The organism is Kineococcus sp. GCM10028916 (genome assembly GCF_042674865.1).
Taxonomy (GTDB): Bacteria; Actinomycetota; Actinomycetes; order Actinomycetales; family Kineococcaceae; genus Kineococcus.
In genome coordinates this window covers 73,668-97,620 of the sequence record NZ_JBHTFM010000014.1, presented here as the reverse complement: position 1 = coordinate 97,620, position 23,953 = coordinate 73,668, and the positions used below count along the sequence as shown (strand labels likewise).

The following is a 23,953-nucleotide window of genomic DNA, read 5'->3' as shown; positions in this document are numbered from 1 at the left end:
GCAGGCCCGCGGGTTGGTGCGCCGCCTGGATCGCTGAGGCCGCAGACGGCCCGACGACCATCCGCAGTTCGCCATGAGCGGACGTTGCAAGCACCCGTCACGATCCGCAGGACAGGCCCTGGGGCGGGTCTTGCCCCGCCCGGCAGCGGGAAGGCCCTACCCCCGGGGCGCCAGGCCGTCCCCGGTGGGGAGGTCCCGCCGACGAGCCAGGTGGAGGTAGGCCTCCAACTCGCGGGCCTCCTCAGCACTGACCACCGGCTCGAAGTCGAGTTCCTCACCGGGGTGGATGCCGGTACCAGAACCGGGCACGGTGACGAACCAGGCACCCTCGTGAGAGAACCAGTGCGCCTGCCCCACCGCGCCGAGCAGTTCCCGCTCGCTGGGATCGTCCGGGTCCGACACCGAGGTGATGCGCACCGTCTGCCCGTCGCGCCCGTAGGGCGGCTGCGGCATCGACAGGTGCAGACGGTCCAGGCCCAGCTCCGACACCCCGAACACGCGGGCGGCGCCCTCCCGAGCCACGGCCAACACCTGGTCCGTGCGTGTGGTGGTGCCCACCACCACCTCTCCCTGCGGCCCGCTCACCAGGACCGTGCAGGAACGGTCCGGCTCGTGCTGCACCCGCGCCCGCACCCGTTCGGGAACCTCGACCATGCCGCGATCGTGCACCAGCAACCACCACCCGCGCAGGTGCTCAACTCGCCCGGCCCCGCCCCTGCTCGAGTCCCTGGTGCGGTCGTGGCGATGCTGCGCCAGCGTCAGGACGCACCCATCGGCCATGACTCGATCGGGGAGGGTCAGTCCTGAGTCCGCTCCCACACCAACGCGGCGACGACCCACCACCCCACCTGCACCATCGCCGTCCACAGGAACGCCACCACCGCCAGGACCAGCAGGGGTGTGCTGCCCGTCGTCATCCCCGAGACCAGCAGCAGGAGGGCGGCCACCAGACCGGCCATCGCCGCGAACCGCATGATCTGCAGGTACGGGTTGCCGCCGCCGGTGTCCGCGACCAGGTCGCGCAAGCGCAGCGGCAGGATGGTTCTGCTTGGTGAGCTCACCGCACCATCATGGCCGCGCCCCCTCCTGGGGCGTCCTTCGCCGCGATCACCGACGTCACGGTCGTCCCGCCGTACGCGGGCACCTGCACCGCGGGACCGCGGGTCCGACGCGCCCTCGTGGGCTTCCGCCGTCAGGCACCCTGAACCCGTGGAAGGACACCGCCGCTACCGCCCCCGTGCTCAGCCGTCCGCGCGGACCCAGGTCAACACCACTGCGCTCCCCGGTGAGCGGGCACCGCGACCAGGGCCGGTCACCGACGCCGACGACGAACGGCTGGCCCGGCTGCGCCGGCGGGTCGTCGAACCGGTCGTGACCAGCGTCCTGACGGCCGAGGAGATCGAGCACCTGAGCGTGCACTGGGGCGTGGACGGTCGCGAGGGGGACGTGTGGGTGCGCCTCGACGTCCCCGACCAGCGGCACGAGGAGCTGCTGCTGTCGCCGTGGTGGGTAGCGGACCCCTGGGACGTCGAGGTCCCCACCAGTGCTGAGCAGATCGCCGCTCACCTGGGCGACCGTTTGGAGGACTGGGTCTGCGAGACGGCCTTCGCGTGGGGTCAGCAGCGCCGAGCCCGGTACCAGCTGCCCGAGACGTAGTCCGGGGCGGACCTGGCACTGTCGACCGCTCGGTCGCCCCCGCGGTGCGCAGCCCGCGGTCATCCAGCGTCGCGCGGGACCGGGACCTCTGGTCCTCGTGACGACCGACCCGGCAGTCCGCGCCGAACGCCTGCGCCGACTCGCCCTCCTGCAACGCCGGTTCGACGCCCTCCCCCTGGACGAAGCCGTCGCCGCAGGACGGCGACCGCGGGCGCACGATGGACCTCAGAGGGGCGGACGACTCGTCGAGGTCGTCTCCGTCTGACGGGCTCGCTGCCTCTCCCGCCGCGGCTTCACCCTGAGCACGAAGATCAGCGCTCAGGTCGACCACCCGGTGCCGGGTTCGGCGCCCTCCGTCATCCACCCGTGGCTGCACCGATCCGCTCGCGCAGGCGCGGGAACAGCGTCAGGGCGCGGGTGAGGATTCCGGGCAGGTCGTCGCGGTGCAGGACGGACGTGCCCCGCAGGGAGGCGAGGTTGGCCGCGATGGAGTCGTCGTCGGTGCACGGCACACCGGAATCACCGCCGTAGACGATGTGCTCGACGGGGACCATCTGGAGCGCGGCGGCCAGGTTGGCGTCGGTGCCCGACGCCGCGGTGTCCAGGAAGAGCCGCCCCATCTGCGACCGGAGTTCGTGCGCGGTGACCCCGCCGGGGTTGGCCACCCAGGGTGCGGTCCCGAGGAGGGCGAGACGGCCCGAGAGGCCGGGCAGCGCCCCGCCGCAGTGAGCCAGGACGAAGGTGATGCCGGGGAAGCGGGAGAAGACGCGGGCGTAGAGCATCTGCGTGACGACACGGGCGGTCTCGAAGGTCACCTCCAGCAGTGGGGTGCCCAGCCCGAGGCGGGAGGCGATGGTCGTGTCGGGGTGCACGAAGACGGTGGCGCCGAGGGCGTCGAGCCTCTCCCACACCGGATCCAGGCGCGAGTCACCCAGGCTGACCCCGTCGTAGGTGGTGCTCACCGCGAACCCGTCCGCGTTCAGCACCTCGTGCGCGCGCCGGACCTCGTCCAGAGCCGCGGCGGGAACGTCGGTGGGCAGCGCCGCCAGGAGCCCGAAGCGGTGGGGATGGGCCGCCACGACGCCGGCGCCGTAGGTGTTGGCCTCGACCAGGGCCTGGTGCCCGACCGGGACGGTGCTGAGCAGCTGCATCGCGATGCCGTTGGCCTGCATCGCCTCCAGGGCGATCGCCGGGCTCCACACGTGCGGCACCGGGGCCAGGAAGTGGTCGGCGCGCATGGCCCGCCACGCCGCCTCCCGCGCGGCCTGGGTGGTCGGCGGGGTGAAGTGCGCGTGCACGTCGACGATCGGGCCGACGGACGGATCCGCAGGGGGTGCTCCCGCACGGGAGGTGGTGGTCATGAGAACTCCTCGAGGGGCGCGGCGGCTCACGCGGCGCGCGCGAGCTCCGTCGTAGCGCCACATGATGACACTACGATGCGCCAGCAAGTGGCGCAACGGTCGGCGCTCGACCTACCCTGCGAACGTGCCCAGGAGTGGAGTGGAAGCCCGCGACAAGCTGCGCGCGGCAGCGCTGGAGCTGTACGCGCTGCAGGGGTACGACGGGACGACGACCGCCCAGATCGCCGCCCGGGCCGGCGTGAACCACCGGACGTTCTTCCGCCACTTCACCGACAAGCGCGAGGTGCTCTTCGGCGGTGAGGCGCAGGCGCACCGGTCCCTGGCCGAGGACGTCGCGAACGCCCCGGCGCAGGCGCGACCCGCCGAGGTGCTGCTGCACGCCTTCGAGCAGGCGGCGCGGACTCTGGACGGGGAAGCCGACGCCGCCGTGTCCCGGCTGCGCATCATCGCCGCCAACCCCGCGCTGCAGGAACGCGACCTGGCCAAGGGCGCCGCCCTCACGCAGACCCTGGCCTCGGGTCTGCACCAGCGCGGCGTGCCGACGCACCTCGCGATCCTCCTCGCGGCGATGGGCTGGGCCGCTTACCAGCAGGCCACCGCCCGCTGGGTGGGCGACCCCTCGCAGTCGCTGAGCCGGCACCTGCGCACCGCCTTCGCCGACCTCCACGAGGCCGCAGCGAACCTCAGCTCCTGAGCCGGCAGCCGTGGGTGTCGTCCCCGGCGCCGGAGTCGTCAGCACCGCGGAAGACCTCGGGGGCCGGACGGGTCGGGCAGGACGGCGAACCGTGACGGGTCCACCCCTCCAGGAATGGGCGGGGGCAGCCGATGGTTGTGATGGCTGGTCGCCCCGGTACGTGTCCCCGGGCCTCAACCCTGCCGCTACGAGCGGCCACTCGCCGTGAGGCGACGCTCGGGGCGACCACCAACCCTTCCTGTGACGACTCGTGACACCGAGTTGGGGGGGTGCTTTCACGGGGGTTTTGCGGAGGTCTATGTTCGCGGCACCACCCCGTGGAAAGGACCACGAATGCCGCGTTCAAGCAATTCCCAGCATTCTTCCGCACGACTCTCATTCAGGCTCCTCACCGCCGCTGTCGGCGCCACCGCCCTCGTCGCGACCGGCGGTGCGGCCCACGCCGCCCCGGCCCGGACCACGACGATCGCGGGCACGCTGCCGCGGTGGCTCCCGAGCAGCACCGCACGCCTCGCCCTCCGTTCGGCCCCGGCCGAGACCCCGCAGTCCGTCCGCGTCTACCTCGCGCCCCGCGGGGGGCTGAGCGCCCTGCAGTCCGCGGTCGCCGGCGTCTCCACGCCCGGCTCCCCCACCTACGGGCACTACCTCGACGGAGCGCAGTACGCCGCCGCCTTCGGCCCGACCGAGGCCGCCGCCACGACGGTCTCGAACTACCTGGCCTCCGCCGGTCTGCACGTCGACTCCGTCGAGGCGAGCCGGCGCTACGTGGCCGCCACCGGAACCCGGCAACAGCTCCAGCGGGCCTTCGGCGTCACGCTGGCCTCCTTCACCCACGACGGCGCGGACGTCGTGGCTCCCACCACCGCCGCGTCGCTGCCGACCGACGTGGCGGCCGACGTGATGACCATCAGCGGCCTCGACACCAGCGTGCAACGCATGACGTCGCAGCGGGTCACCGAGACCGCGGGCACCACGGCCGCGGACACCACGGCGAACCGCACCGCGGCCGCCGCGTCCGCCGCCGGGGTCGCCCAGCCGGTCGTCGCGCCGCCGGCCGCCTCGGTCGTCGGCCGACCGTGCAGCCAGTTCTACGGCGGCCTCCTGGCGAAGTACCAGGCGGACTACAAGACCCCCCTGCCCGCCTTCCACGGGCAGACGCCGTCCTACGCCCTCTGCGGGTACACCGCCCCGCAGTTGTTCAACGGGCTCGGCGGGGACACCGGAACCTCCGGTGGCGGTGTCACCGTCGGAGTCGTCGACGCGTACAACTCCTCGACGATCGTGGCGGACACGAACACCTACTCCAGCGCCTACGGCTGGCCCACCCTCTCCCGGAACCAGTACTCCACCTGGAGCGCCGGGAAGTTCACCGACCAGGAGGCGTGCGACGCCTCGGGCTGGACGGGTGAGCAGACCCTCGACGTGCAGGCCGTGCACGCCATGCGCCCCGCGGCCCGCATCCGCTACTACGCGGCCTCGAACTGCGCCGGTGGGCTCATCGACGCCCTCGCGGCCGTCGTGGACGAGAACCGCGCCGACGTCGTCACGAACTCCTGGGGCGGTCTGGAGACCGACACCGGCGCGGACGACGTCTTCGCCTACGAGCAGATCTTCCTGCAGGGCGCGTTGCAGGGACAGACGTTCCTCTTCAGCTCCGGTGACAACGGCGACGAGATCGCCTCGACCGGCACCAAGCAGGTGGACTACCCGACCAGCGACCCCTACGTCACCTCCGTCGGCGGGACCTCGACGGGCCTGGGCAACGGCGTGCGCAACGTCGTCGCCGAGACCGGCTGGGGAACCGGCGTCTACGCCTTGAACGACAAGGGCACCGACTGGGTCGACGGCGGGTTCCTCTACGGCGCCGGCGGCGGGTACTCCACCCTCTTCCCGCGGCCCGCCTGGCAGGCGGGCACCGTGCCGAACACGGCCCCCACCGGGCGCGCCGTGCCGGACATCGCCAGCGTCGCGGACCCGCAGACGGGGATGCTCGTGGGCCAGACCCAGACCTTCCCGGACGGGGTCCGCTACGGCGAGTACCGCATCGGCGGGACGAGCCTGGCCTCGCCCCTGGCGGCGGGTGCCATCGCGGAAGCCGTGCAGCGCAAGGGCAAGCGGGCCGGACTCGCGAACCCCGCGTTGTACTCGATCGCCCGCGGCGCCTACACCGACGTCCAGACCTCCACGGTCAAGGGCGTGGTCCGCGCGAACTACGTCAACGGCCTGGACCCCAGCGGCGGGACGTCGTACACCGTCCGCACCTGGGGCCGGGACTCCACCCTCGGACTCGCGAAGGGCTGGGACCCCGTGACGGGTCTCGGGCGTCCCGGCGCGACGTTCGCCAGGACCCTGGCGAGCACCCTGGGGAAGTAGGACCCCACGACGAGAACGCGCCCACCGGGTCTCCCGGTGGGCGCGTTCTTCGTTGTGGGGGGATTCAGGCGTGGCGGCGGCGCGCCGCCGCGGTGATCAGCAGACCACCGGCCAGGACGAGCGCCGCACCGACGGTGATCCAGGGCGCGATGTCCGCGCCGGTCGTGGCCAGGTGCTCGTCGGCGACCGCCGCGGCGGCCGGTTTCGAGGTCGTGGCCGACGGGGTCGGGACGGCCACGGCGGGGACCGTGGGCGTCGCCGTCGGCGCCGGGGACTCCACGACCGGGGGCGGGATCTCGGTCGCGACGGCGGAGCGGGGTTCCTGGTCCGGGGCGAGCCGCGCGTTCTCGGGCAACCCCAGGTAGGCCGTGAACGCCTCGAGGTCGGTCTTCCCGAGTTCGACCCTGTCGGTCCCTTCCGCCAGCGTCGTGAAGTTGTCGCCGCCGGAGGCCAGGAAGCTGTTGACGGTCACCCGGTACTGCGCGGTGGCGTCGAGCTCCACGCCGTCGAGGGTCACCGACTTCACGTGCTGCCCGGCCGGGGCCGCGTCGTCGTAGGTGAAGAAGAACCCCTTCGGCACCCCGAGGGCCAGGAACGGCCGCGAGGAACCCGCGGGCTGCCACTGCTGCTCGAGCACCTCGCGGACCTGCGCACCCGTGAGGGTCAGGGTCACGACGGAGTTCGCGAACGGCTGCACCGCAGCGGCTTCGGCGTAGGTGACGACACCGTCGCCCTCGCTGCCCGAGGCCGCGTACTCGAGGTCGTCGCGGATGCCGCCGGGGTTCTCGAACGCGATCTGGGCACCGGCGCCCTCGGTCTGCTGCAACTGCGCGTCGGCGATGAGGTTCCCGAGCGGGGACTGCGTCCCGCGGTCGTCGTCGGCGCCGGAGAACGCGCGGGTGATGTCGGCCGTGACCGAACCGACGGGCGTGGTGCCGACCTGGTCCGCGAAGGCCACCGCGTCGTCGACGATCTTCTGGACGGCCGGGTCGGGGGTGAAACCCTCCACCGGGACGACCTGGTGGGCCTGGGCGACGACGTCACCGGTGGCGTTGTCGACGTTCAGCACGAGGTTGTCGACGGCGACGGAGTAGCTCTCGGCGGAGACGACGGGACGGGCGACGGCCTTGCCCGCGACCGGGAACTCGCAGTCGTAGAGCATGTGCGTGTGCCCGGAGACGATGGCGTCGATCTGCGGGGAGGAGTTCTGCACGATCTGCCCGAACGCGCCCTCGGAACCGACCGTGGCGCAGTCGGTCCCGGACGAACCCTCGTGGGCGAGCAGGACGATGACCTGCGCCTCGTCGTTGGCGGTGTTCCCGTCCGACAACTGCGCGGCGACCCGGTTCGCGGCGGCGACGGGGTCGGTGAAGCGCAACCCGGCGATGCCGGCGGGGGCGACGAGGCTCGACGTCTGCTGGGTCACGACCCCGATGAACCCGACGCGGATCCCACCGACCTCGGTGGTGGCGTAGGCGGGCAGGGCCGGGGTCCCGTCGGCCTTCACGACGTTCGCGCCGAGGTAGGGGAACGCCGCCAGCGGGTCGGCGCCGTTCGCACCCTGGCGACCGGTCACCCCGATGCGGTCGGTGAGGTCGGCGTAGCCCTGGTCGAACTCGTGGTTGCCGACCGCGGAGACGGCGACACCCATCTGGTTCAGCGCGGCGATCGTCGGGGCGTCCTCCTGGATGAAGGAGGTGAACGTCGAGGCTCCGACGTTGTCACCGGCGGAGACGACGATGGTGTTGGGGTTCTGCGCGCGCATGACGTCCAGCGCACCGGCCAGCTGGGCCGCTCCACCGACGGGTTGCCCGTCGTCGGTCTCGTCGGGGGCCTCGAGGCGACCGTGGAAGTCGTTGAACGCGCCGATCTGGATCTGCGTCTGACCGGCTGCGGGGGCGGGCAGCAGCGTCGGGATCTGCCCGGGGGTGGCCGCCTCGGCGGGGGCCGCGAGCAGCGGGGTCGCCAGGACCGTGAGCACGGCTCCCGAACTGAGGAACCGGACGAGGGGACGACCTGTGCGCATGAGCTCGCTTCCACGAGGTGGGTGACTGGCGCCGGAGTCTGCCAGTCACAGTGACGTCCAGGGAACCCCTGGGTCACTCCACACGTGAACATCAGGTTTCGGCGGGCGGTGTCCCCGGCGAGTTCTCACTGAGAGCGATCGCGAGCCCACGTTGCGCAACTCCGACGAGACCGACGCCTTCCGTCTCGGACAACGGGATCCACTGCGCGAGATCGGTGCTGCCGCCGACGTCGAGGACCTCAGGAACCTTCACCTCGACCGGCGTGGCCGTCACCAGGATGCGCACGGCGTGGAAGTCCTCCAGGACCCCCCGCGGCGAGCGCCCGGTGAAGTGCTCGGCACCGATCTCGGCCAGACCGGTCACGACGACGTCCATGCCGGTCTCCTCGTGCACCTCGCGGACGACGGCGGCGATGGGGTGCTCGCCGTGGTCGACACCACCCCCCGGCAACGTCCAGCGCCCCGGGCTCGGGGTGGTGGTGCTGAGCCGGGTCAGCAGCAGGGACCCGTCCGCGACGACGACGGCGTAGCAGGCGAGACGCTGCCGGACGACGGGGACGTCGGGGTCCTCCGCGGGTGCCGTGCGCCGCAGTTCCGCCTCCTCGAGCGCGACGAGGGCGTCGGCGACGAGCGGCCACTCCGCCCCGACCGGCCGCCACTCCCCCGCCGGGGGTTCGGCGACCGAGACGGCCAGGACGAGGTGCACGGTGTGCAGGTCGACGTCGCCCTGGGTGCGGCGACCGTCGTGGACGGCCAGGAGCCCCCCGACCTGGGCGTGCTCCCCCAGAACGCGGCGCAACGCCGCGGTCGGCGTCTCACCGTGGGCGAGGACCGTCCAGGGCAGCGAACCGTCGACGGTCAGCAGCCGGTCGTCCGCGCCGCACTCCTCGACGACCGCGGCGTGGACCGCGACGCGTTGCAGCGCCCTCACGCGGTGGCGCGCGGCGCCTGGCGGGCGTCGAGGTGGGTCCGCGCGAACCGGGCGTTCTTGCGCTCGGCGTAGAAGGACAGGAACGGGATCGTCCCGGCCAGGGCGGTCAGGACCATCCGCTGCCAGGACCACCGGAGCCGGTTGCCGAGGTCGAAGGTCGTGATGAGCAGGACGACGTAGAGCCAGCCGTGGGCGACCCCGACGACCTCGACCACGCGGTCCCCGCCGCCGAAGGCACCGAAGTACTTCTGCGGCATGCCGACCAGCACCAGGACGACCAGACCGATGCCGGTCAGCCAGGCCATGACGCGGTAGCGCGTCAGCGCGGACCGGACCTTCGGGACCGAACGCAGACCTCGCGCACCTTGCTCAGCACTCACCGGGCACCACTCATGTCTCGTCCTCCGTGACCGTCGACGTGCTCGTCCGAGCTCGCGTCGCCGTCATCCTCTCCTGCGGCGGCGTGCTCGTCGCGCACGACCCGCACCCAGATCACGATCGCGAACAACCCGAACACCCACCACTGCGCGGCGTAGGCGAGGTTGCGCCAGTCCAGGCGGTGCGAGGCCTGCCCGGGATCGGCGGGCGGGACGGCGCTCAACCCGGCGGCCGGCGCGGCGTCGGTGACGTAGGCGTTGGCGACGCCGTAGTCGACGCGGTTGATCAGGTCCGCGGCGCTGACGATCCACGTCTGCCCCTCGGGCAGGACGGCGGTCGAGGGCGCGAGGTCGGAACTCTCGGGGGGTTGCAGCGTCCCGGTCAGGTCGACGACGCCGCTCGGCAGGGGCGGCGCGGCCTGCCCCTGCGGGACCCAGCCCCGCACGACGGGGACTCCGGACCCGTCCGCCAGCACGACGACACCGAGGACCCAGGACCCGACGGTCCCCCCGAGCTCACGCCCGGGGACCAGCAGGTCCAGGGCCGGGTCGAAGGTGCCGTGGACCTCGACGCGGCGACCGACCTCGTCACCGGAGAGCACGGCCGCGGCACCCGAGGCCCCGGCGTCGACGACCGTCGAGATCGGGACGACCGGCTGGGCCGCAGGGGGTTCGGTGACGACCACGTTCCCGCGGTGCCACTGCCAGACCCCGAGGCCGCTGCAGACGACCACGACGAGCAGGGCCACCAGGCCGAGTCCGGCGAGCCGGCCGTTGAGGCCGCGACGGGGATCTGACACCCGCTCAGGCTACGTGGCGGACCTGGGAGGTTCCTCAGCTCGTCCGCTCGAACTGGTCCCGGTGGACCTCCTCGGCGATAGCGGAATCCCAAAGTCGTTGGTAGCGCTTTCCTCGACGGGGACGGTCGGGCTGCGTACCGGATCCGTCGAAGCGGGTGTCCGCACCGAGGAACGGAGCGGTCAGCGCGAACGCGAGGAGCACGCAGAGGACGATCAGGACGCCCATCGGGATCACCACTCGCCCTGTGAACCGCTACCGGACTGGCTGACGAAAGCGCTATTCTCTCTTCTCATGGACCACGGTAGCAGTGTGCAGCGCGTCACCGCCAGCCTGCGTGACCTCGCGGCGACCCTGCCCGCGGGCACGAAACTGCCCAGCAGTCGCCGGCTGGTGAGCGACCTCGGCGTCGGGCCGGTCACCGTCCAGCGGGCGATCGACGTGCTCGTCGCGGACGGGACCGTCGCCACCCGGCCGGGCGCGGGCACCTTCGTCGCGCGCGCGAGCCGGACCCAGACCGTCGACACGGACTGGCAGCGAGTGGCCCTCGGCGCCTCCCCCGTCCGGACCGAGGGGGTGCTCGCCTCGCTGGCGATCCCCTCCCAGGACGTCCTGGACATGTCCCGCGGCTACCTCGACCTGTCGCTGCAACCGTCGTCCCGGTTGTCGGCGGCCATGGCCCGCGCAGCTCGGCGGCCGGAGGCGTGGACGACCCCACCGCTGCAGGGCATGCCGGAACTGCGGACCTGGTTCGCCCAGCAGCTCGGCGCCGACCGCGACGACGTCCTGATCAGCCCCGGCGGGCAGGGCGCGCTCTCGACGGTGCTGCGCTCGATCGTGCCGGCCGGCAGCCCCGTCCTCGTCGCCGTCCCGAGCTACCCGGGGGCGATCGCGTTGCTGCGCAGCGCCGGTCTCGTCCCGATCCCCGTCCCCACGGACACCGACGGCGTCCGCCCCGAACTGCTGGAACGCGCCTTCGAGCAGACCGGCTCCCGGGTGCTGTACCTGCAGCCCACCTACGCCAACCCGGACGGCCACGTCCTGGCCGCGGAACGCCGCCGCCCCGTCCTGGAGATCGCCGCCCGCGCCGGGGCGTTCATCGTCGAGGACGACTTCGCCCGGTGGCTCAGCCACGGACCGACACCGCCGCCGTCCCTGCTGCGCGACGACACCGACGGCCGGGTCATCACGGTGAACTCGCTCAGCAAGGCCGCCGGACCCAGCCTGCGGGTGGGGTGCATCGTCGCGCGAGGCCCTGTGGCGCAACGCATCACCGGCCTGGCCGTGGTGGACCACCTCATCGTGTCCCGGCCGCTGCAGGAGGCCGCGGTGGAACTCGTGACCGGGGCGGGCTGGAACGCGCACCTGCGCTCGCTGTCGGCCGCCCTCGGCGCGCGCGCCACGAGGCTCTCGACCGCCCTGTCCCGCGAACTGCCCGACTGGAGCTTCGTCCGCCCACGCGGCGGGTTCTCCACCTGGGTGCGCCTGCCGCGCGGCACCGACGACGTCGAGCTCGCCCGCCGCGCCCTGACCAGGGGTCTCGCCGTCGGGCCGGGACGGCACTTCGTCGTGGCCGAGGAGGACGCCGCCTACCTCCGGCTCTGCTTCGCCGCGATCCCCGAGCAGCACATCGACGCCGCGGTGCGGATCCTCGCCGACTCGCTCTGAGGTCCGTGTCCGGTTCCCTTGACATGGTGTCAGGTCTACTTGACACTCGAGGTCATGGGCAGGACATCGGCACAGGGCCGCGGGAACCGCGTCCGGGCGGCGAGGACGGCCCGCGGACTGACGCAAGCGGAACTCGCGACGGCGGCCGACGTGACGCGGCAGACCGTGGTCGCGATCGAGGCGGGGAACTACGCCCCGTCGGTCTACCTGGCCCTCGACATCGCACGGCACCTGGGACGGAGCGTCGAGGAACTCTTCGACGCGGAGGAGGCGACGACGTGAACCACGAGAACGGCGTGAACCACGAGCACGAGCACGAGGAGAAGGATCCGCGCGACAGCGCGTTCGTCCGGCTGGCCGCCGGTGTCGGGGACCTGGGGAACCCGTTCTACCGCGAGGAACGGCAACGGGACGTGTGGAACGAGGCCTCGGCCGTCGGGATGCAGTTGACGTTGTGGGCCGGGATGGCCGCCGCCACCGTCATGGTGTGGATCGGTGGGGCGCAGGGTTTCCCCTACGCCCTCACCCTGATGCTGCTGCTCGGCGCGATCAGCTGGGTGGTCCTCCTCTACGCCGCACGGTTGGGGGTGCACGCCGGCAGCGGAACCCGGCTCGCGCGGTGGCGCGTGGTCCCGTACCTCGTGCTGCTGCTCGCGTTCTTCGCGGGAGTCCTCCACTCCGGCGTCGTGAGCGCGAGCACGGGCTGGGGCGCGACGTTCGGTGTCCTCGTCGGTGTCCTCGCGGGCGTGCTCGGACTGCGCCGCTCCCGCCGGACGGCGCAGGCGTGAGTCTCGCGACCTTCGAGACCCCCACGGGCCCGGTCGAACTGCGCCACGCACGGGCGGGCGACGTCCTGGGGATCGTGGCGATGCTGCACGACGACCAGATCGCCGCGGACCGCGACTCGGTGCGCGAGGCCGAGGACGAGGCCGAGGCCGAGGACGAGGACGAGGCGGTCTACCTGGCCGCGTTCGCGCGGATCGAGGCCGACCCGTCCTCGGAACTGTTCGTCCTGACCGACGCCGACGGCACGCTCGTCGGGACGCTGCAGTTCAACGTCCTGCCAGGGTTGTCCCGGCGCGGGTCGGACCGCGCGCAGCTCGAAGCGGTGCGCATCGACTCCGCACGGCGGGGCGGTGGTCTCGGGTCGCAGTTCATCGGCTGGGCGATCGAGGAGGCCCGCCGACGCGGGTGCGGGCACGTCCAGCTGACCAGCGACGCGCGCCGCGTCGACGCCCGCCGGTTCTACGAACGGCTGGGTTTCGTCGCGTCGCACGTCGGGATGAAGCGCGAGCTCTGACCTGCGGGAGCAGCACGACCTCGCCGCCGGCGGGAACGTCCGCGCGACGGGCAGAGACGACTCGCCACGCCCCAGCGCCTCGGCGAGACCGGCGCGGGCGGCGGCACGGAACTCCGTGCTCATGACCGACCGAGCCCGGGTCGGTCCGCTTCACCCCGCGCGAGGAGTCCCGGGGCGGACCCACCCGGCCGAGAACCGGCTCGTGACGGGGTCCACGACCGTCCTGGCCAGGGGGCAGAGCGTCTGGCCGTGGGTGGCGAACAACTCGTCCCGGGAGTCGAACCGGCCGAGGTCGGCGACGACCCGGTCGGCCAACCCGGCGGCCTCGTCGTGGCCGTCGCGCGCGCAGCCCCCGGTGCAGTCCTCCAGCGAGACGGCACCGCGGGCGAGGGCCTCGAAGAGCGTCTCGCCGTCCCGGTTCGTGAAGGCCGCAGCCCCGGCGCCCGGGGGTGCGAAGAGGTGCGAGACCGGCACCCAGGAACCCTCCACCCGGAACTCCGGCCAGGCCAGGACGACGACGTCCGGCACGAACCGGTGCAGGCGCGGGAACCTCGGGTACCAGAACCGCCCGTCGACGAGCAGCCCGCGGCACCGGGTCGCGACGTCGAGCGAGCGCGCCGTCGCCTCGAGCACGGCCATCCGCTGGCTGCACGACCCCCTTCCCCTGCGCAGGGTCACCGACGCGGGCTGCAGCTCGTCGAGGGCGTACACCGGGCGGACGGCCGCCGAGACGAGAGCGTGGGCCGAGCGCAGGCGCTCCCGCTCGTCCCCGCCACGGGTCCGCGCCGCGAGGTTCCGCACCGCCTCGGCGGAGTGGTCGAGAACAGCGGTGGGCTCACGACTCCCCACCGCCTCCCGTGCGGGGTCCGGATCGCGGGGCAGCCACCACGGGGTGCTCAGGCGCGTCGTCACGGTCCCAGCATGGCCCCGCTCGGGATCACCCGTCCGATGGTCTGTGCGGAGTGGACTCCGCGGTGTTCGACCGCCGCGGGACTGCGTCGTCGTCCTCGGTCTCCAGGACCGCCAGCAGCCGTCCCAGCACGGCGACGACCCCGGGCAGCGCCGCCCGGTCCTCGGGGGTCAGCTGGTCCGCGGCGGCGGCCAGGGTCGTCGCGCTCGCCCGGTCGTAGCGGGCCAGCAGCGACCGCGCGGAACCCGTCGCGCTGACGTTGACCACCCGCAGGTCACCGCCGGCGGAGGACCGCTCGGTGAGACCGGCGACCCCCGTGACGCGCAACAGGTTGCTGACCGTGGACCGCGCCAGGTGCAGGGCCTCGGCCAACTGGCTCGGGGTCAGCGGGCCACGGTCGGTCAGGACGCGCAGCAGCTCGACCTGGGCCTCGGGGAGGTCCGGCAGGTCGGCCAGCTCGCGGCTGCGCCGCAACACCCTGCGGCGCAACGGTCCCAGCAGGACCGAGAGACCGGCCGCGGTGGAGGTGTCGTCGCGCACACCCTCATCCTGCCCCGGCGGTCCGCTTGACCCCAAATGGTTTTGCGCGCAAAATCATCGCGTGACGAACCACCGCGCGCCGACGCACACGCCCAGCGACCCCACACCCCCGCAGGACCTCGACGGACTGGTCGGGCACCGGTTCGTCTACACCTACGCCAACGGCTGGCAGTACGAGATGTACGTCAAGAACGTGCGCACCATCGACTACCGCATCCACTCCGGGATGGTCGGCGGGCGGTGGGTCAAGGACCAGGAGGTCGACCTCGTCCAGCTCGACGAGGACAGCTTCAAGCTCTCCTGGAACGAACCGACCGGGACGTCGGTCGTGGTGAACGTCATGCCGGGACGACGCCGCCTGCACGGCACCATCTTCTTCCCCCGCTGGGTGGAGGAGGACGGGTCCAGGACCGTGCTGTTCCAGAACGACCACCTGCCCCTGATGCGGCGCTACCGCGACGCCGGGCCCACCTACCCGATCCTCGTCGTCCCCGAGTTCGCCCGGATCACGTTCTTCGAGCACATCGGCACCGACGACGACACCGTCGTCTCCGTCGCCCCCGGCGACCTGCCCGCCGACTTCACCGCGCAGGAGAACTGAGGTGGCCCCGACCGGGCGCACCCGGCGGATCACCACCGGCGACGGGCTCACGCTCGCCGTCCACGGCTGGGACGGTTCCGGCGCCGGGGCGCAGGCCCACCCGGTCCTGCTGCACCACGGCTTCAGTTCCAGCACGTCCGTGGAGTGGCCGCGCTCCGGGCTCCTGGACGCGCTGCTCGCCACCGGGCGCCGGGTCGTCGCGGTGGACGCCCGCGGTCACGGGGCGTCGGACAAGCCCCACGACGCGGCACGCTACGGCGAGGCCCGGATGGCCGCCGACGTGATCGACGTCCTCGACGCCCTGGACCTGGCGCAGGTCGACCTCGTCGGGTACTCGATGGGGTCGGTCGTCTCGCTGCTGGTGGCCTCGACCCACCCGGACCGCGTCCACCGCCTCGCCGTGGGCGGCGTCGGCGCCGGGATCGTCGAGGTCGGCGGGGTGGACACCCGTGCCCTCTCCTCCGCCCGCCTCGCCGAGGCGCTGCGCTCACCCGACCCCGCCGCGATCACCGACCCGATGGTCCGGGGGTTCCGCGAGTTCGCCGAGCAGACCGGCAACGACCTGCCGGCCCTGGCCGCCCAGGCCGACGCCGTGCACGCCTCCCCCCTCGCGCTGGACCGGGTCACCGCGCCCACGCTCGTCGTGGCCGGCGACGCCGACCCCCTCGCGCAGCGCCCGGAGGTCCTCGTCGCCGCCGTCCCGGACGCCCGGCTCCAGCTGGTCCGGGGTGACCACGGCGCAGCCCTCACCGACCCCCGGTTCGCCGCGGCGATCGCCGGGTTCCTGGCCCTGTGACGGATGTCCGACGGTTTCAGCGGGCAGGAAGGCGCCGGGCTTCCTACCGTTCGGGGTACCGGGACCACCCGGTACCCACCGTGGAGAAGGAGCGGGACATGTCCATCGCGGACAAGGCCAAGAACGTCGTGCAGCAGACCGTCGGCAAGGCCGAGGAAGCCGTCGGGAAGAAGACCGACGACACGGAGCTGACGGCGCAGGGCGAGAAGGACCAGACGATGGGTTCCGCACGTCAGAGCGTCGAGAAGACCAAGGACGCCCTCGACGAGAAGTGACGGTCGAGAACTGCAGGGGCTGACTCCTCCCGGGGTCAGCCCCTCCTCACGTCCAGGACCGCACGAAGCTCACTCCCACTCGATGGTGCCCGGCGGCTTGCTCGTGACGTCGAGCACCACGCGGTTCACCTCGGGCACCTCGTTGGTGATCCGGGTCGAGATCTTCGCGAGCACGTCGTAGGGCAGCCGTGTCCAGTCCGCCGTCATGGCGTCCTCCGAGGACACCGGACGCAGCACGATCGGGTGGCCGTAGGTCCGCCCGTCGCCCTGGACCCCGACGGAGCGGACGTCGGCGAGGAGCACGACGGGGCACTGCCAGATGTCGCGGTCGAGACCGGCCGCGGTGAGTTCCGCCCGGGCGATGGCGTCGGCGGAACGCAGGATCTCGAGGCGTTCCGGGGTCACCGCCCCGACGATGCGGATCGCGAGCCCCGGACCGGGGAACGGCTGGCGGTAGACCATCGCCTCGGGCAGACCGAGCTGCACACCGACCGCACGGACCTCGTCCTTGAACAGCGCCCGCAGCGGCTCGACGAGTTCGAAGGCGAGGTCGTCCGGCAGTCCGCCGACGTTGTGGTGGCTCTTGATCGTCGCCGCGCCGGTGCCGCCACCGGACTCGACGACGTCGGGGTAGAGGGTGCCCTGGACGAGGAACTTGACCTCGTCGGAACCCTCCTTCTGAACGACGTCGCGGGCGGCCTGCTCGAAGACGCGGATGAACTCGCGGCCGATGATCTTCCGCTTCTGCTCGGGGTCGCTGACCCCGTCCAGCGCCTCCGCGAAGCGCTGGACCGCGTCGACGACGTGCAGCTTCACCCCGGTGGAGGCGACGAAGTCCTTCTCGACCTGCTCCGACTCCCCCGCGCGCAGCAGACCGTGGTCGACGAAGACGCAGGTCAGCTGGTCGCCCACGGCGCGCTGCACCAGGGCCCCGGCGACGGCGGAGTCGACGCCGCCGGAGAGGGCGCAGATGACCTTGCCGTCACCGATCTGCGCCCTGATCCGCGCGACCTGCTCCTCGATGACGTTGCCGGTCGTCCAGTCCGGGTCGATGCGGGCACCGTTGCGCAGGAAGTTCACCAGGACGTCCTGGCCGTGCGTGGAGTGCTTGACCTCCGGGTGCCACTGCACGCCGTAGAGGCGACGCTCGTCGTCCTCGAAGGCCGCGACGGGGGTACCGGCCGAGGACGCGGTCACCCGGAAACCCTCGGGTGCGCGGGACACGCTGTCCCCGTGGGACATCCACACCGACTGCTCGGTCGGCTGGTCGTGCAGCAACGTCGAGTCGTCGGCGTCGCTCAGGTTGGCGACGGTGCCGCCGTACTCGCGCTGACCGGTCTGGGCGACCTCGCCGCCCAGCGCCTTGGCCATGGCCTGGAAGCCGTAGCAGATCCCCAGGACGGGGACCCCGGCCTCGAAGAGGGAGGCGTCGACCTGCGGGGCGCCCTCGGCGTACACGCTGGACGGGCCGCCGGAGAGGATCACCGCCGCGGGGTTCTTCGCGAGGATCTCGGCCACCGGCATGGAACTGGGGACGATCTCGGAGTAGGTGTCCGCCTCACGGACCCGGCGCGCGATGAGCTGCGCGTACTGGGCTCCGTAGTCGACGACGAGCACGGGGCGGTGCGCACGTTCCGCACCCACCTCGGCGAGTTCGATCTCAGGCTGGTCCTGGGGCTGGCTCTCGGGCGCATCCGGCGTCACGACCCAAGGGTAGCCGCGTGCGGGACCCCGCTCCTCCCCCGCGACCGTGGACGCCGGTTTAACGTGTGGGCACGGGTACGGGAATGCGATTACCGTCGTTGCTCGTGCGCTCCCTCCCGCTGAGCGATCCCGGAACCCCCGACGTCACCTCCCCCCTGCGCTTCCTGCTGCACACCGCGGCGCTGCAGTGGGCTCCGATGGTGATCGGCTCGGGCGTCGGGACCGTGTGGCTCCTCTCCCAGGCCGTCCTCCCCGCCGCCATCGGCAAGGCGATCGACGAGGGCGTGGTCGCCGGTGACCCCACCGCGCTCACCCGGTGGGCGCTGGTCGTCCTGGGCCTCGCCGTGATCACCGCGACGGCCGCGATCGTGCGCCACCGCTACGGCGTCACCAACTGGCTGACCGCCTGCTTCCGCACGCTGCAGCAGGTCGGGCGGCACACCGCGCACGCGGGGACGGCCGTCACGGAGAAGCTCCCCCAGGGCGAGGTGCTCGCCTCCATCGCCTCCGACGGGCCCCGCCTCGCCGACGCCTTCGACGTCACCCAGCGCGCCGTCGCCTCGCTCGCGGCCGTCGCCGTCGTCGCCGTGCTGGTGCTGCGCACCTCGGTGCCCCTCGGCCTCGTCGTCCTCGTCGGGGTCCCCGTCATCATGGCGTTCCTGCTCCTCCTCCTGCGGCCGCTGCAGGAACGTCAGCGCCTGCACCGCAAGCTGTCCGGTGAACTGACGTCGATCGGCACCGACACCGTGCGGGGTCTGCGGATCCTGCGCGGGATCGGTGGCGAGGAGGTCTTCCTCGGCCGCTACCGGGCCAAGAGCCAGCAGGTCCGCGCGGCGGGCGTGCGCGTCGCGACCTGGGAGTCGGCGCTGGAGGCGCTGCAGATCCTCGTGCCCGGCCTCCTCGTCGCCGCGCTCGTGTGGGCCGGGGCGCGGGCCACCGTGCGGGGCGAGATCACCCCCGGTGACCTCGTCGCCCTCTACGGCTACGCCGCGTTCCTCACCTCACCGCTGCGGATGCTGGTGGAGGCCGCCGACAAGTACGCTCGCGCGCTCGTCGCGGCCCGGCGCCTCATCATGCTGCTCGAGGTCCCGCCCGCGGTGCACGACACCGGGCACGCCGTCAGCCCCGGCGGGGACCTCGCCGACCCGGAGTCCGGGGTCGTCGCCGACGCCGGTCACCTGACCGCCGTCGTCTGCGACCCGCCGGAGGACGCCGCGGTCCTGGCCCGCCGCCTCACCCGCTTCGACGACGACACCCGCGCCACCTTCGGCGGGACGGCCCTGCTCGACATGCCCGTCACCGACGTCCGCCGGCGCGTGCTGCTGGCCGAGGACGACGCGCAGCTCTTCAGCGGGACGATCCGCGAGCAGGTCGACCCCGAGGACGTCCACGCCGACACCGAGGTGCTCGACGCCCTGCGGATCGCCGACGCCGTCGAGATCCTCGACCTCGTCGACGGCGGCCTCGCCGGGACCGTCACCGAACGCGGCCGCTCGCTCTCCGGTGGACAGCGCCAGCGCCTCGCCCTGGCCCGGGTGCTGCTGCGCGAACCGGAGGCCCTGGTCCTGGTGGAACCCACCAGTGCCGTCGACGCGCACACCGAGGCCCGGATCGCCGGTCGGTTGCGCACCGCCCGCGCCGGACGGACGACCGTCGTCGCGACGGCCAGCCCGCTCGTCCTGCCGCAGGTCGACAGCGTCTGCTGGGTGCGCGACGGCCACGTCGTCGCCCGCGGGACGCACGCCGAGCTGCTCGACCGCGACGCCCGGTACCGGCGTTTCGTCACCCGCGACGCGGGTGTCCCCGTGCCGCGCGGCGCGAAGTCCGACGTGGAGGGAATGGCATGAGCGAACGGACCACGCTGCCCGTCGCCGACCGCGCGCAGGTGCTGCGCGACGTGAAGCGCCTGATGACCCAGCACCGCGGGCCGGGCCTGCGGATGCTCGGCCTGCACGCCCTCGCCGCCCTGGCCGGCCTGGCCGGGCCGTTCCTGCTGGGCCGCCTCGTCGACGACGTCGTCACCGCCCTGGGCGCGCGGACACCGCTGGCCGACGTCACCTCCACGATCGACACCGCCGTGGCGGTCCTCGTGGGTGCCGTCGTCGTGCAGGCCGTGCTCGCGCGGCTGGCCCGGAAGCGCTCGCTCGTCCTGGCCGAGGGGGTCTTCGCCCAACTGCGCGAGGAGTTCCTGACCCGCGCCACGGCGCTGCCGCTGTCCGTGGTGGAACAGGCCGGCACCGGGGACCTGGTGTCGCGCACCACCAACGACGTCGACGCGTTGAGCTACACCGTCCGCTACGGCGCCCCGGCGATCCTCGTCGCGTCGGTGACGTCGGTGCTCACCGTGATCGCCGCCGTGTTCTCCGGACCGCTGGTGGCCCTGGCGATCGTCGCCGGGATCCCCGGGTTGTGGTTCGCCACCCGCTGGTACCTGAAGCGCGCCCCGCAGGGCTACGCCGCGGAGCGGGCCGAGTGGGGCCGGATCTCCACGACGCTCGGCGAGAACGTCGAGAACGTCCGCACCGTCGAGGCGCTGAACCTCGCCGACCACCGCGTGCACCTCGTCGACGACGTCATCGGCGCCACCGTGCGGCGCGAGCGCTACACCCTGTCGCTGCGCACCGTGTGGTTCCCGAGCATCGAGATGTCCTACCTGCTGCCCGTCGTCGTCGCGCTGCTCTGGGGCGGCCTCCTCGTCCGGCACGACCTGCAGAGCGTCGGGCAGGTCACCACCGTCGTGCTCTACCTGCGCCAGCTCGTCGGCCCCGTCAACGAACTGCTGGCCTGGTGGGACGAACTGCAGGTCGGGCAGGCCTCCTTCGCCCGGGTCGTCGGGCTCAGCGCCGTCGACGCCGACCGGGTCGAGAGCTCCGACCGCCCCGTCCACGACGAGATCGCCGCGGACGCGGTCGGGTTCGAGTACAGCCCCGGACGCCCTGTCCTGCACGGGGTCTCACTGGCGCTGGAACCGGGCGAACGGCTCGCCATCGTCGGACCGACCGGCGCGGGGAAGTCGACGCTGGGCCGGCTGCTGGCCGGGATCAACCCGCCCACCCACGGTTCGGTGCAGGTCGGCGGCGCGGAGGTCACCGGGTTGCCGCTGGACGAACTGCGCTCGCGGATCGCCCTGGTCACCCAGGAACGGCACGTGTTCGCCGCGACCCTGCGCGACAACACCGCCCTCGCCGCCCCGGGGTCCTCCGACGCCGTCGTCCGCGAGGCGCTCGCGGCGGTCGACGCCCTCGGCTGGGTCGAGGCCCTGCCCGAGGGGCTCGACACCCCCGTCGGCGAGAACGGCCTCACGTTGTCGGCCGCGCAGGCTCAGCAGGTCGCCCTCGCCCGGTTGGTGCTGGCCGACCCGCACACCCTCGTCCTCGACGAGGCGACGTCGCTGCTCGACCCCAACGCCGCCCGCCACCTCGAACGCTCCCTCGCCGCGGTGCTCGAGGGCCGGACGACCGTCGCCATCGCCCACCGCCTGCACACCGCCCACGACGCCGACCGGATCGCCGTGGTCGAGGGCGGCCGGATCACCGAGCTCGGCACCCACCACGAACTGGTCGACGCCGGCGGTCCCTACGCCGACCTGTGGCGTTCCTGGCACGGCGAGGCCTGACCCCGCCGCGTTACGATCGGGACGTTCACTCTCAGGGCTCCGGTGCGTCAGAGGTGGGGAGGCGCACCCGCACCGCTGGAGCCTGCCCTGTGACGAGCCCACCCGTCTCCCTGCGCTCGCGCTACTCGCGACTGCCCGAGATCGCCGGTCGCACCTACCTCGCGACCACCGCCCTCGGACGACTCCCCGTCGCGATGGCCCCGCTCGCGATCCTCGCGCTGGTCACCTCCACCAGCGGCTCCGTCGCCGTCGGCGGCATCGCCAGCGCCTGCTCCGCCCTCGGTGAAGCCCTCGGCGTGCCCGTCGTCGGCGCGCTCGCCGACCGGCGCGGGCAGCGGGCCGTGCTGCTGAGCGTCGTCGCCCTGCACCTCCTCGCGCTCGGCGGCCTCTTCGCCGCCCTCGCCTCCGGCGGGCCCTGGACGCCCCTGGCCGCGGCCGGGGTCGGTCTCACCCTGCCCTCGGTGAGCGGTTTCTCCCGCGCCCGCTGGCTGCGGATGACCGCCGACGGCGACGAGCGTTCCACCGCGTTCGCCTTCGAGGGCACCGTCGACGAGGCGGCGTTCATCCTCGGTCCCGCCCTCGTCGGGATCATCGGGGTGCTGATCAGCCCGACGGCCGCCCTGCTCGCCACCGCGGGGCTGAGCGCCGTCTTCGTGTCGGCCTTCGCCTGCCACCGCAGCCACCGGATCACCGCCCCCGTGGGACGCGCAGGACGTCCCCGACCCGCACGGGTCCCCGGCGTCGTGCTCGTCCCGGTGCTCGCGATGCTCGCGATGGGCGCCGTCTTCGGCGCGACCCAGACCGGGGTCACGGCCGCCGCCGAGGCGGTCGGCTCCCCCTCGACCGGCTCGCTGGTCTACGCCCTCTCCGCGATCGGGTCGACGGCGACGACGGTCTGCCTCGTACTGCTGCCCAGGACCTTCGGCCTGCGCGCGCGCTGGACCGTCTGCGGAGCGGGGCTGCTGCTCGGGGCGGGCCTCATGGCCCTGGCCGCGGACTCGCTCGGCGCGCTGTCCCTCGCGGTCCTCGTGATGGGCGTCTTCGTCGGGCCGACGCTGGTCACGGTCAACACCATCGCCGCCACGCTCGTCGACGCCGAACGCGGGGCGTTCCTCATGGCCCTGCTGAGTTCCGGGGTGGTGCTCGGCATCGCCACCGGCGCAGCGCTGGGCGGCGCGCTCGCCGAGGGGTTCGGCCCCGCGTGGGGGTTCACCGTCGTCGCCGCGGCCGCCGTGCTGCTGCTCGTGCTGGCCCCGCTCGCCCCGACCCGCCGCTGACCGGCGGAAACAACACTTTCCGCCCTCTCAGCGCGCGTTCGAGGGCGGAAGGTGTTGTTTCCGCGGGGAAGTGGGGGGTCGCGTCAGGCGGTGAGCTCGGCGTAGTCGACGCCGGTCCACTCCACCGACCGGGCCCACAACCAGGCGGCGTCCGCGGTGTCGTAGGCCGCGGCGCTCGCCGCCACCAGCACGGGGAAACCGCGCCACTCGTTGCGCCCGTCGGGGCCGAAGTACTCCCCGCCGAGGACGTCGGGGTCGGTCGCGGCGCGCAGCAATGGCCACGCCCCCTGCGCCGGCGGCTGCCCGATCGCCCGGCCGAAGACCGAGCCGAGCGCCTCGCCGAACCGGTTGCCGCCCAGCGGGGTGTTCTTCCACAGGCTGGTGTCGGACAACCCCGGGTGCGCGGCCACCGAGACGATGCCGGCGTCGACGGCGAGCGCCCGGCGCTGCAGCTCGAACCCGAACAGCAGGTTCGAGAGCTTGGACTGCCCGTAGGCGAACCACTTCTGGTAGCTGCGTTCGCTCTGGTAGTTCTTCCGGTTCAGCCGGCCGAACTTGTGCGCGACGCTCGCGACGGAGACGACCCGGGCCCCGCCGCCCGCGAGCAGCGCGGGCAGCAGCAGGCCGGTGAAGGCGAAGTGCCCCAGGTGGTTCGTGCCGACCTGGGTCTCGAAACCGTCCACCGTCCGCCCGAACGGCGGCGCCATGACCCCGGCGTTGTTGACCAGGACGTCGATGCTGGACCGGCGGTGCAGGACGTCGCTGGCGGCCCGGCGGACGCTGGCGAGGTCGGCGACGTCGAGCGGGATGACCTCGACGGTCGGCTCCACACCGGAGTCGCGGACCTCGGCGGTCAGCTGCGCGAGCGCCGCCCGGCCACGTTCGGCGTTGCGGCACGCCAGCAGGACGTCGGCGCCGCGGCGGGCGAACTCCGTGGCGACCTGCAGACCAAGCCCGCTGTTCGCGCCGGTGACCAGGACCGTCCGCCCCTCCTGCCGGCCGATGGCGTCGGGCGTCCAGGGGGCGGTGTCCTGCTGCGGCACAGTGGGT

General features: G+C 73.1%; 25 protein-coding genes. 13 read left to right on the top strand and 12 right to left on the bottom strand.

Annotated elements, in window-relative coordinates:
- Nucleotides 1–156 precede the first annotated feature (156 nt).
- The gene (locus ACFQ46_RS13235; protein ID WP_380259894.1) at nucleotides 157–654 is read right to left on the bottom strand and encodes a hypothetical protein; all 498 of its coding nucleotides are present in this window, start codon (nucleotides 652–654) and stop codon (nucleotides 157–159) included.
- Nucleotides 655–797: 143 nt separating this feature from the next.
- On the bottom strand, nucleotides 798–1,061 hold the full coding sequence (locus ACFQ46_RS13230; protein ID WP_380259893.1) for a hypothetical protein: 264 nt from the start codon (nucleotides 1,059–1,061) through the stop codon (nucleotides 798–800).
- 148 nt (nucleotides 1,062–1,209) lie between these two features.
- On the opposite strand from ACFQ46_RS13230, the gene ACFQ46_RS13225 reads away from it, so the two are divergent.
- On the top strand, nucleotides 1,210–1,656 hold the full coding sequence (locus ACFQ46_RS13225) for a hypothetical protein (RefSeq protein WP_380259892.1): 447 nt from the start codon (nucleotides 1,210–1,212) through the stop codon (nucleotides 1,654–1,656).
- Nucleotides 1,657–2,012: 356 nt separating this feature from the next.
- Here the strand turns inward: ACFQ46_RS13225 and ACFQ46_RS13220 are convergent, their stop codons facing one another.
- Nucleotides 2,013–3,017, bottom strand: a complete 1,005-nt coding sequence (locus ACFQ46_RS13220) for an amidohydrolase family protein (protein ID WP_380259891.1) — start codon at nucleotides 3,015–3,017, stop codon at nucleotides 2,013–2,015.
- 124 nt (nucleotides 3,018–3,141) lie between these two features.
- Here ACFQ46_RS13220 and ACFQ46_RS13215 point away from each other — a divergent pair, with 124 nt between their 5' ends.
- Nucleotides 3,142–3,711, top strand: coding sequence for a TetR/AcrR family transcriptional regulator (locus ACFQ46_RS13215; RefSeq protein ID WP_380259890.1), 570 nt, complete (start codon nucleotides 3,142–3,144; stop codon nucleotides 3,709–3,711).
- 333 nt (nucleotides 3,712–4,044) lie between these two features.
- The gene (locus tag ACFQ46_RS13210) at nucleotides 4,045–6,084 is read left to right on the top strand and encodes a protease pro-enzyme activation domain-containing protein (protein WP_380259889.1); all 2,040 of its coding nucleotides are present in this window, start codon (nucleotides 4,045–4,047) and stop codon (nucleotides 6,082–6,084) included.
- 64 nt (nucleotides 6,085–6,148) lie between these two features.
- On the opposite strand, the gene ACFQ46_RS13205 is transcribed toward ACFQ46_RS13210, so the two are convergent.
- The 5 genes from ACFQ46_RS13205 to ACFQ46_RS13185 all read right to left on the bottom strand — a co-directional run bounded on the left by ACFQ46_RS13205 (nucleotide 6,149) and on the right by ACFQ46_RS13185 (nucleotide 10,444).
- Nucleotides 6,149–8,110 (bottom strand): 5'-nucleotidase C-terminal domain-containing protein, encoded by a 1,962-nt coding sequence (locus ACFQ46_RS13205; protein ID WP_380259888.1) that lies wholly within the window; start codon nucleotides 8,108–8,110, stop codon nucleotides 6,149–6,151.
- 91 nt (nucleotides 8,111–8,201) lie between these two features.
- Nucleotides 8,202–9,041, bottom strand: a complete 840-nt coding sequence (locus ACFQ46_RS13200; protein ID WP_380259887.1) for an NUDIX hydrolase — start codon at nucleotides 9,039–9,041, stop codon at nucleotides 8,202–8,204.
- Nucleotides 9,038–9,421 (bottom strand): DUF3817 domain-containing protein, encoded by a 384-nt coding sequence (locus ACFQ46_RS13195; RefSeq protein ID WP_380259886.1) that lies wholly within the window; start codon nucleotides 9,419–9,421, stop codon nucleotides 9,038–9,040. The genes ACFQ46_RS13200 and ACFQ46_RS13195 overlap by 4 nt, the downstream gene beginning before the upstream one ends.
- Entirely contained in the window at nucleotides 9,418–10,218 is an 801-nt protein-coding gene (locus tag ACFQ46_RS13190) for an SURF1 family protein (RefSeq protein WP_380158357.1), read from the bottom strand. Before ACFQ46_RS13190 ends, ACFQ46_RS13195 begins: the two co-directional genes overlap by 4 nt.
- A 34-nt stretch (nucleotides 10,219–10,252) precedes the next feature.
- The gene (locus ACFQ46_RS13185) at nucleotides 10,253–10,444 is read right to left on the bottom strand and encodes a hypothetical protein (RefSeq protein WP_380259885.1); all 192 of its coding nucleotides are present in this window, start codon (nucleotides 10,442–10,444) and stop codon (nucleotides 10,253–10,255) included.
- An 84-nt stretch (nucleotides 10,445–10,528) separates the two neighbouring features.
- Here ACFQ46_RS13185 and ACFQ46_RS13180 point away from each other — a divergent pair, with 84 nt between their 5' ends.
- The 4 genes from ACFQ46_RS13180 (at nucleotide 10,529) to ACFQ46_RS13165 (ending at nucleotide 13,184) form a co-directional block, all read left to right on the top strand.
- A complete protein-coding gene (locus ACFQ46_RS13180) occupies nucleotides 10,529–11,884 on the top strand; it encodes a PLP-dependent aminotransferase family protein (RefSeq protein ID WP_380259884.1) in 1,356 nt (451 codons plus the stop codon).
- 54 nt (nucleotides 11,885–11,938) lie between these two features.
- Nucleotides 11,939–12,166 carry a helix-turn-helix transcriptional regulator gene (locus ACFQ46_RS13175; protein WP_380259883.1) on the top strand — a complete coding sequence of 76 codons (228 nt, stop codon included), beginning with the start codon at nucleotides 11,939–11,941 and terminating at the stop codon, nucleotides 12,164–12,166.
- On the top strand, nucleotides 12,163–12,672 hold the full coding sequence (locus ACFQ46_RS13170) for a hypothetical protein (protein WP_380259882.1): 510 nt from the start codon (nucleotides 12,163–12,165) through the stop codon (nucleotides 12,670–12,672). Before ACFQ46_RS13175 ends, ACFQ46_RS13170 begins: the two co-directional genes overlap by 4 nt.
- Nucleotides 12,673–12,752: 80 nt before the next feature.
- A complete protein-coding gene (locus ACFQ46_RS13165; protein ID WP_380259897.1) occupies nucleotides 12,753–13,184 on the top strand; it encodes a GNAT family N-acetyltransferase in 432 nt (143 codons plus the stop codon).
- Between the two features lie 150 nt (nucleotides 13,185–13,334).
- On the opposite strand, the gene ACFQ46_RS13160 is transcribed toward ACFQ46_RS13165, so the two are convergent.
- Both ACFQ46_RS13160 and ACFQ46_RS13155 read right to left on the bottom strand, forming a co-directional pair.
- The gene (locus tag ACFQ46_RS13160) at nucleotides 13,335–14,096 is read right to left on the bottom strand and encodes a transglutaminase domain-containing protein (protein WP_380259881.1); all 762 of its coding nucleotides are present in this window, start codon (nucleotides 14,094–14,096) and stop codon (nucleotides 13,335–13,337) included.
- 25 nt (nucleotides 14,097–14,121) lie between these two features.
- Complete coding sequence (locus tag ACFQ46_RS13155) at nucleotides 14,122–14,634, bottom strand: MarR family winged helix-turn-helix transcriptional regulator (protein WP_380259880.1); 513 nt, start codon at nucleotides 14,632–14,634, stop codon at nucleotides 14,122–14,124.
- A gap of 61 nt (nucleotides 14,635–14,695) precedes the next feature.
- Here ACFQ46_RS13155 and ACFQ46_RS13150 point away from each other — a divergent pair, with 61 nt between their 5' ends.
- From ACFQ46_RS13150 to ACFQ46_RS13140, 3 genes are all read left to right on the top strand, one after another.
- Nucleotides 14,696–15,235, top strand: a complete 540-nt coding sequence (locus ACFQ46_RS13150; protein ID WP_380259879.1) for a phenolic acid decarboxylase — start codon at nucleotides 14,696–14,698, stop codon at nucleotides 15,233–15,235.
- Nucleotide 15,236: 1 nt separating this feature from the next.
- Nucleotides 15,237–16,031, top strand: coding sequence for an alpha/beta fold hydrolase (locus ACFQ46_RS13145; protein WP_380259878.1), 795 nt, complete (start codon nucleotides 15,237–15,239; stop codon nucleotides 16,029–16,031).
- Between the two features lie 98 nt (nucleotides 16,032–16,129).
- Complete coding sequence (locus ACFQ46_RS13140; RefSeq protein ID WP_380259877.1) at nucleotides 16,130–16,306, top strand: CsbD family protein; 177 nt, start codon at nucleotides 16,130–16,132, stop codon at nucleotides 16,304–16,306.
- 69 nt (nucleotides 16,307–16,375) lie between these two features.
- Here the strand turns inward: ACFQ46_RS13140 and guaA are convergent, their stop codons facing one another.
- Nucleotides 16,376–17,965, bottom strand: a complete 1,590-nt coding sequence (gene guaA, locus ACFQ46_RS13135; protein WP_380259896.1) for a glutamine-hydrolyzing GMP synthase — start codon at nucleotides 17,963–17,965, stop codon at nucleotides 16,376–16,378.
- A 149-nt stretch (nucleotides 17,966–18,114) separates the two neighbouring features.
- On the opposite strand from guaA, the gene ACFQ46_RS13130 reads away from it, so the two are divergent.
- From ACFQ46_RS13130 to ACFQ46_RS13120, 3 genes are all read left to right on the top strand, one after another.
- Nucleotides 18,115–19,857 (top strand): ABC transporter transmembrane domain-containing protein, encoded by a 1,743-nt coding sequence (locus ACFQ46_RS13130; protein ID WP_380259876.1) that lies wholly within the window; start codon nucleotides 18,115–18,117, stop codon nucleotides 19,855–19,857.
- On the top strand, nucleotides 19,854–21,626 hold the full coding sequence (locus ACFQ46_RS13125; protein WP_380259875.1) for an ABC transporter ATP-binding protein: 1,773 nt from the start codon (nucleotides 19,854–19,856) through the stop codon (nucleotides 21,624–21,626). The genes ACFQ46_RS13130 and ACFQ46_RS13125 overlap by 4 nt, the downstream gene beginning before the upstream one ends.
- A gap of 89 nt (nucleotides 21,627–21,715) precedes the next feature.
- Entirely contained in the window at nucleotides 21,716–22,903 is a 1,188-nt protein-coding gene (locus ACFQ46_RS13120) for an MFS transporter (RefSeq protein ID WP_380259874.1), read from the top strand.
- 83 nt (nucleotides 22,904–22,986) lie between these two features.
- Here ACFQ46_RS13120 and ACFQ46_RS13115 read toward each other — a convergent pair whose 3' ends face one another.
- Nucleotides 22,987–23,946 (bottom strand): oxidoreductase, encoded by a 960-nt coding sequence (locus ACFQ46_RS13115; RefSeq protein WP_380158373.1) that lies wholly within the window; start codon nucleotides 23,944–23,946, stop codon nucleotides 22,987–22,989.
- Between the last annotated feature and the right edge of the window lie 7 nt (nucleotides 23,947–23,953).

Coding starts and splice junctions, on each gene's coding strand:
- ACFQ46_RS13185 (WP_380259885.1), bottom strand. CDS start 10,444: ATGGGCGTCCTGATCGTCCTCTGCGTGCTCCTCGCGTTCGCGCTGACC.
- ACFQ46_RS13140 (WP_380259877.1), top strand. CDS start 16,130: ATGTCCATCGCGGACAAGGCCAAGAACGTCGTGCAGCAGACCGTCGGC.
- ACFQ46_RS13175 (WP_380259883.1), top strand. CDS start 11,939: ATGGGCAGGACATCGGCACAGGGCCGCGGGAACCGCGTCCGGGCGGCG.
- ACFQ46_RS13125 (WP_380259875.1), top strand. CDS start 19,854: ATGAGCGAACGGACCACGCTGCCCGTCGCCGACCGCGCGCAGGTGCTG.
- ACFQ46_RS13165 (WP_380259897.1), top strand. CDS start 12,753: ATGCTGCACGACGACCAGATCGCCGCGGACCGCGACTCGGTGCGCGAG.
- ACFQ46_RS13220 (WP_380259891.1), bottom strand. CDS start 3,017: ATGACCACCACCTCCCGTGCGGGAGCACCCCCTGCGGATCCGTCCGTC.
- ACFQ46_RS13235 (WP_380259894.1), bottom strand. CDS start 654: ATGGTCGAGGTTCCCGAACGGGTGCGGGCGCGGGTGCAGCACGAGCCG.
- ACFQ46_RS13210 (WP_380259889.1), top strand. CDS start 4,045: ATGCCGCGTTCAAGCAATTCCCAGCATTCTTCCGCACGACTCTCATTC.
- ACFQ46_RS13205 (WP_380259888.1), bottom strand. CDS start 8,110: ATGCGCACAGGTCGTCCCCTCGTCCGGTTCCTCAGTTCGGGAGCCGTG.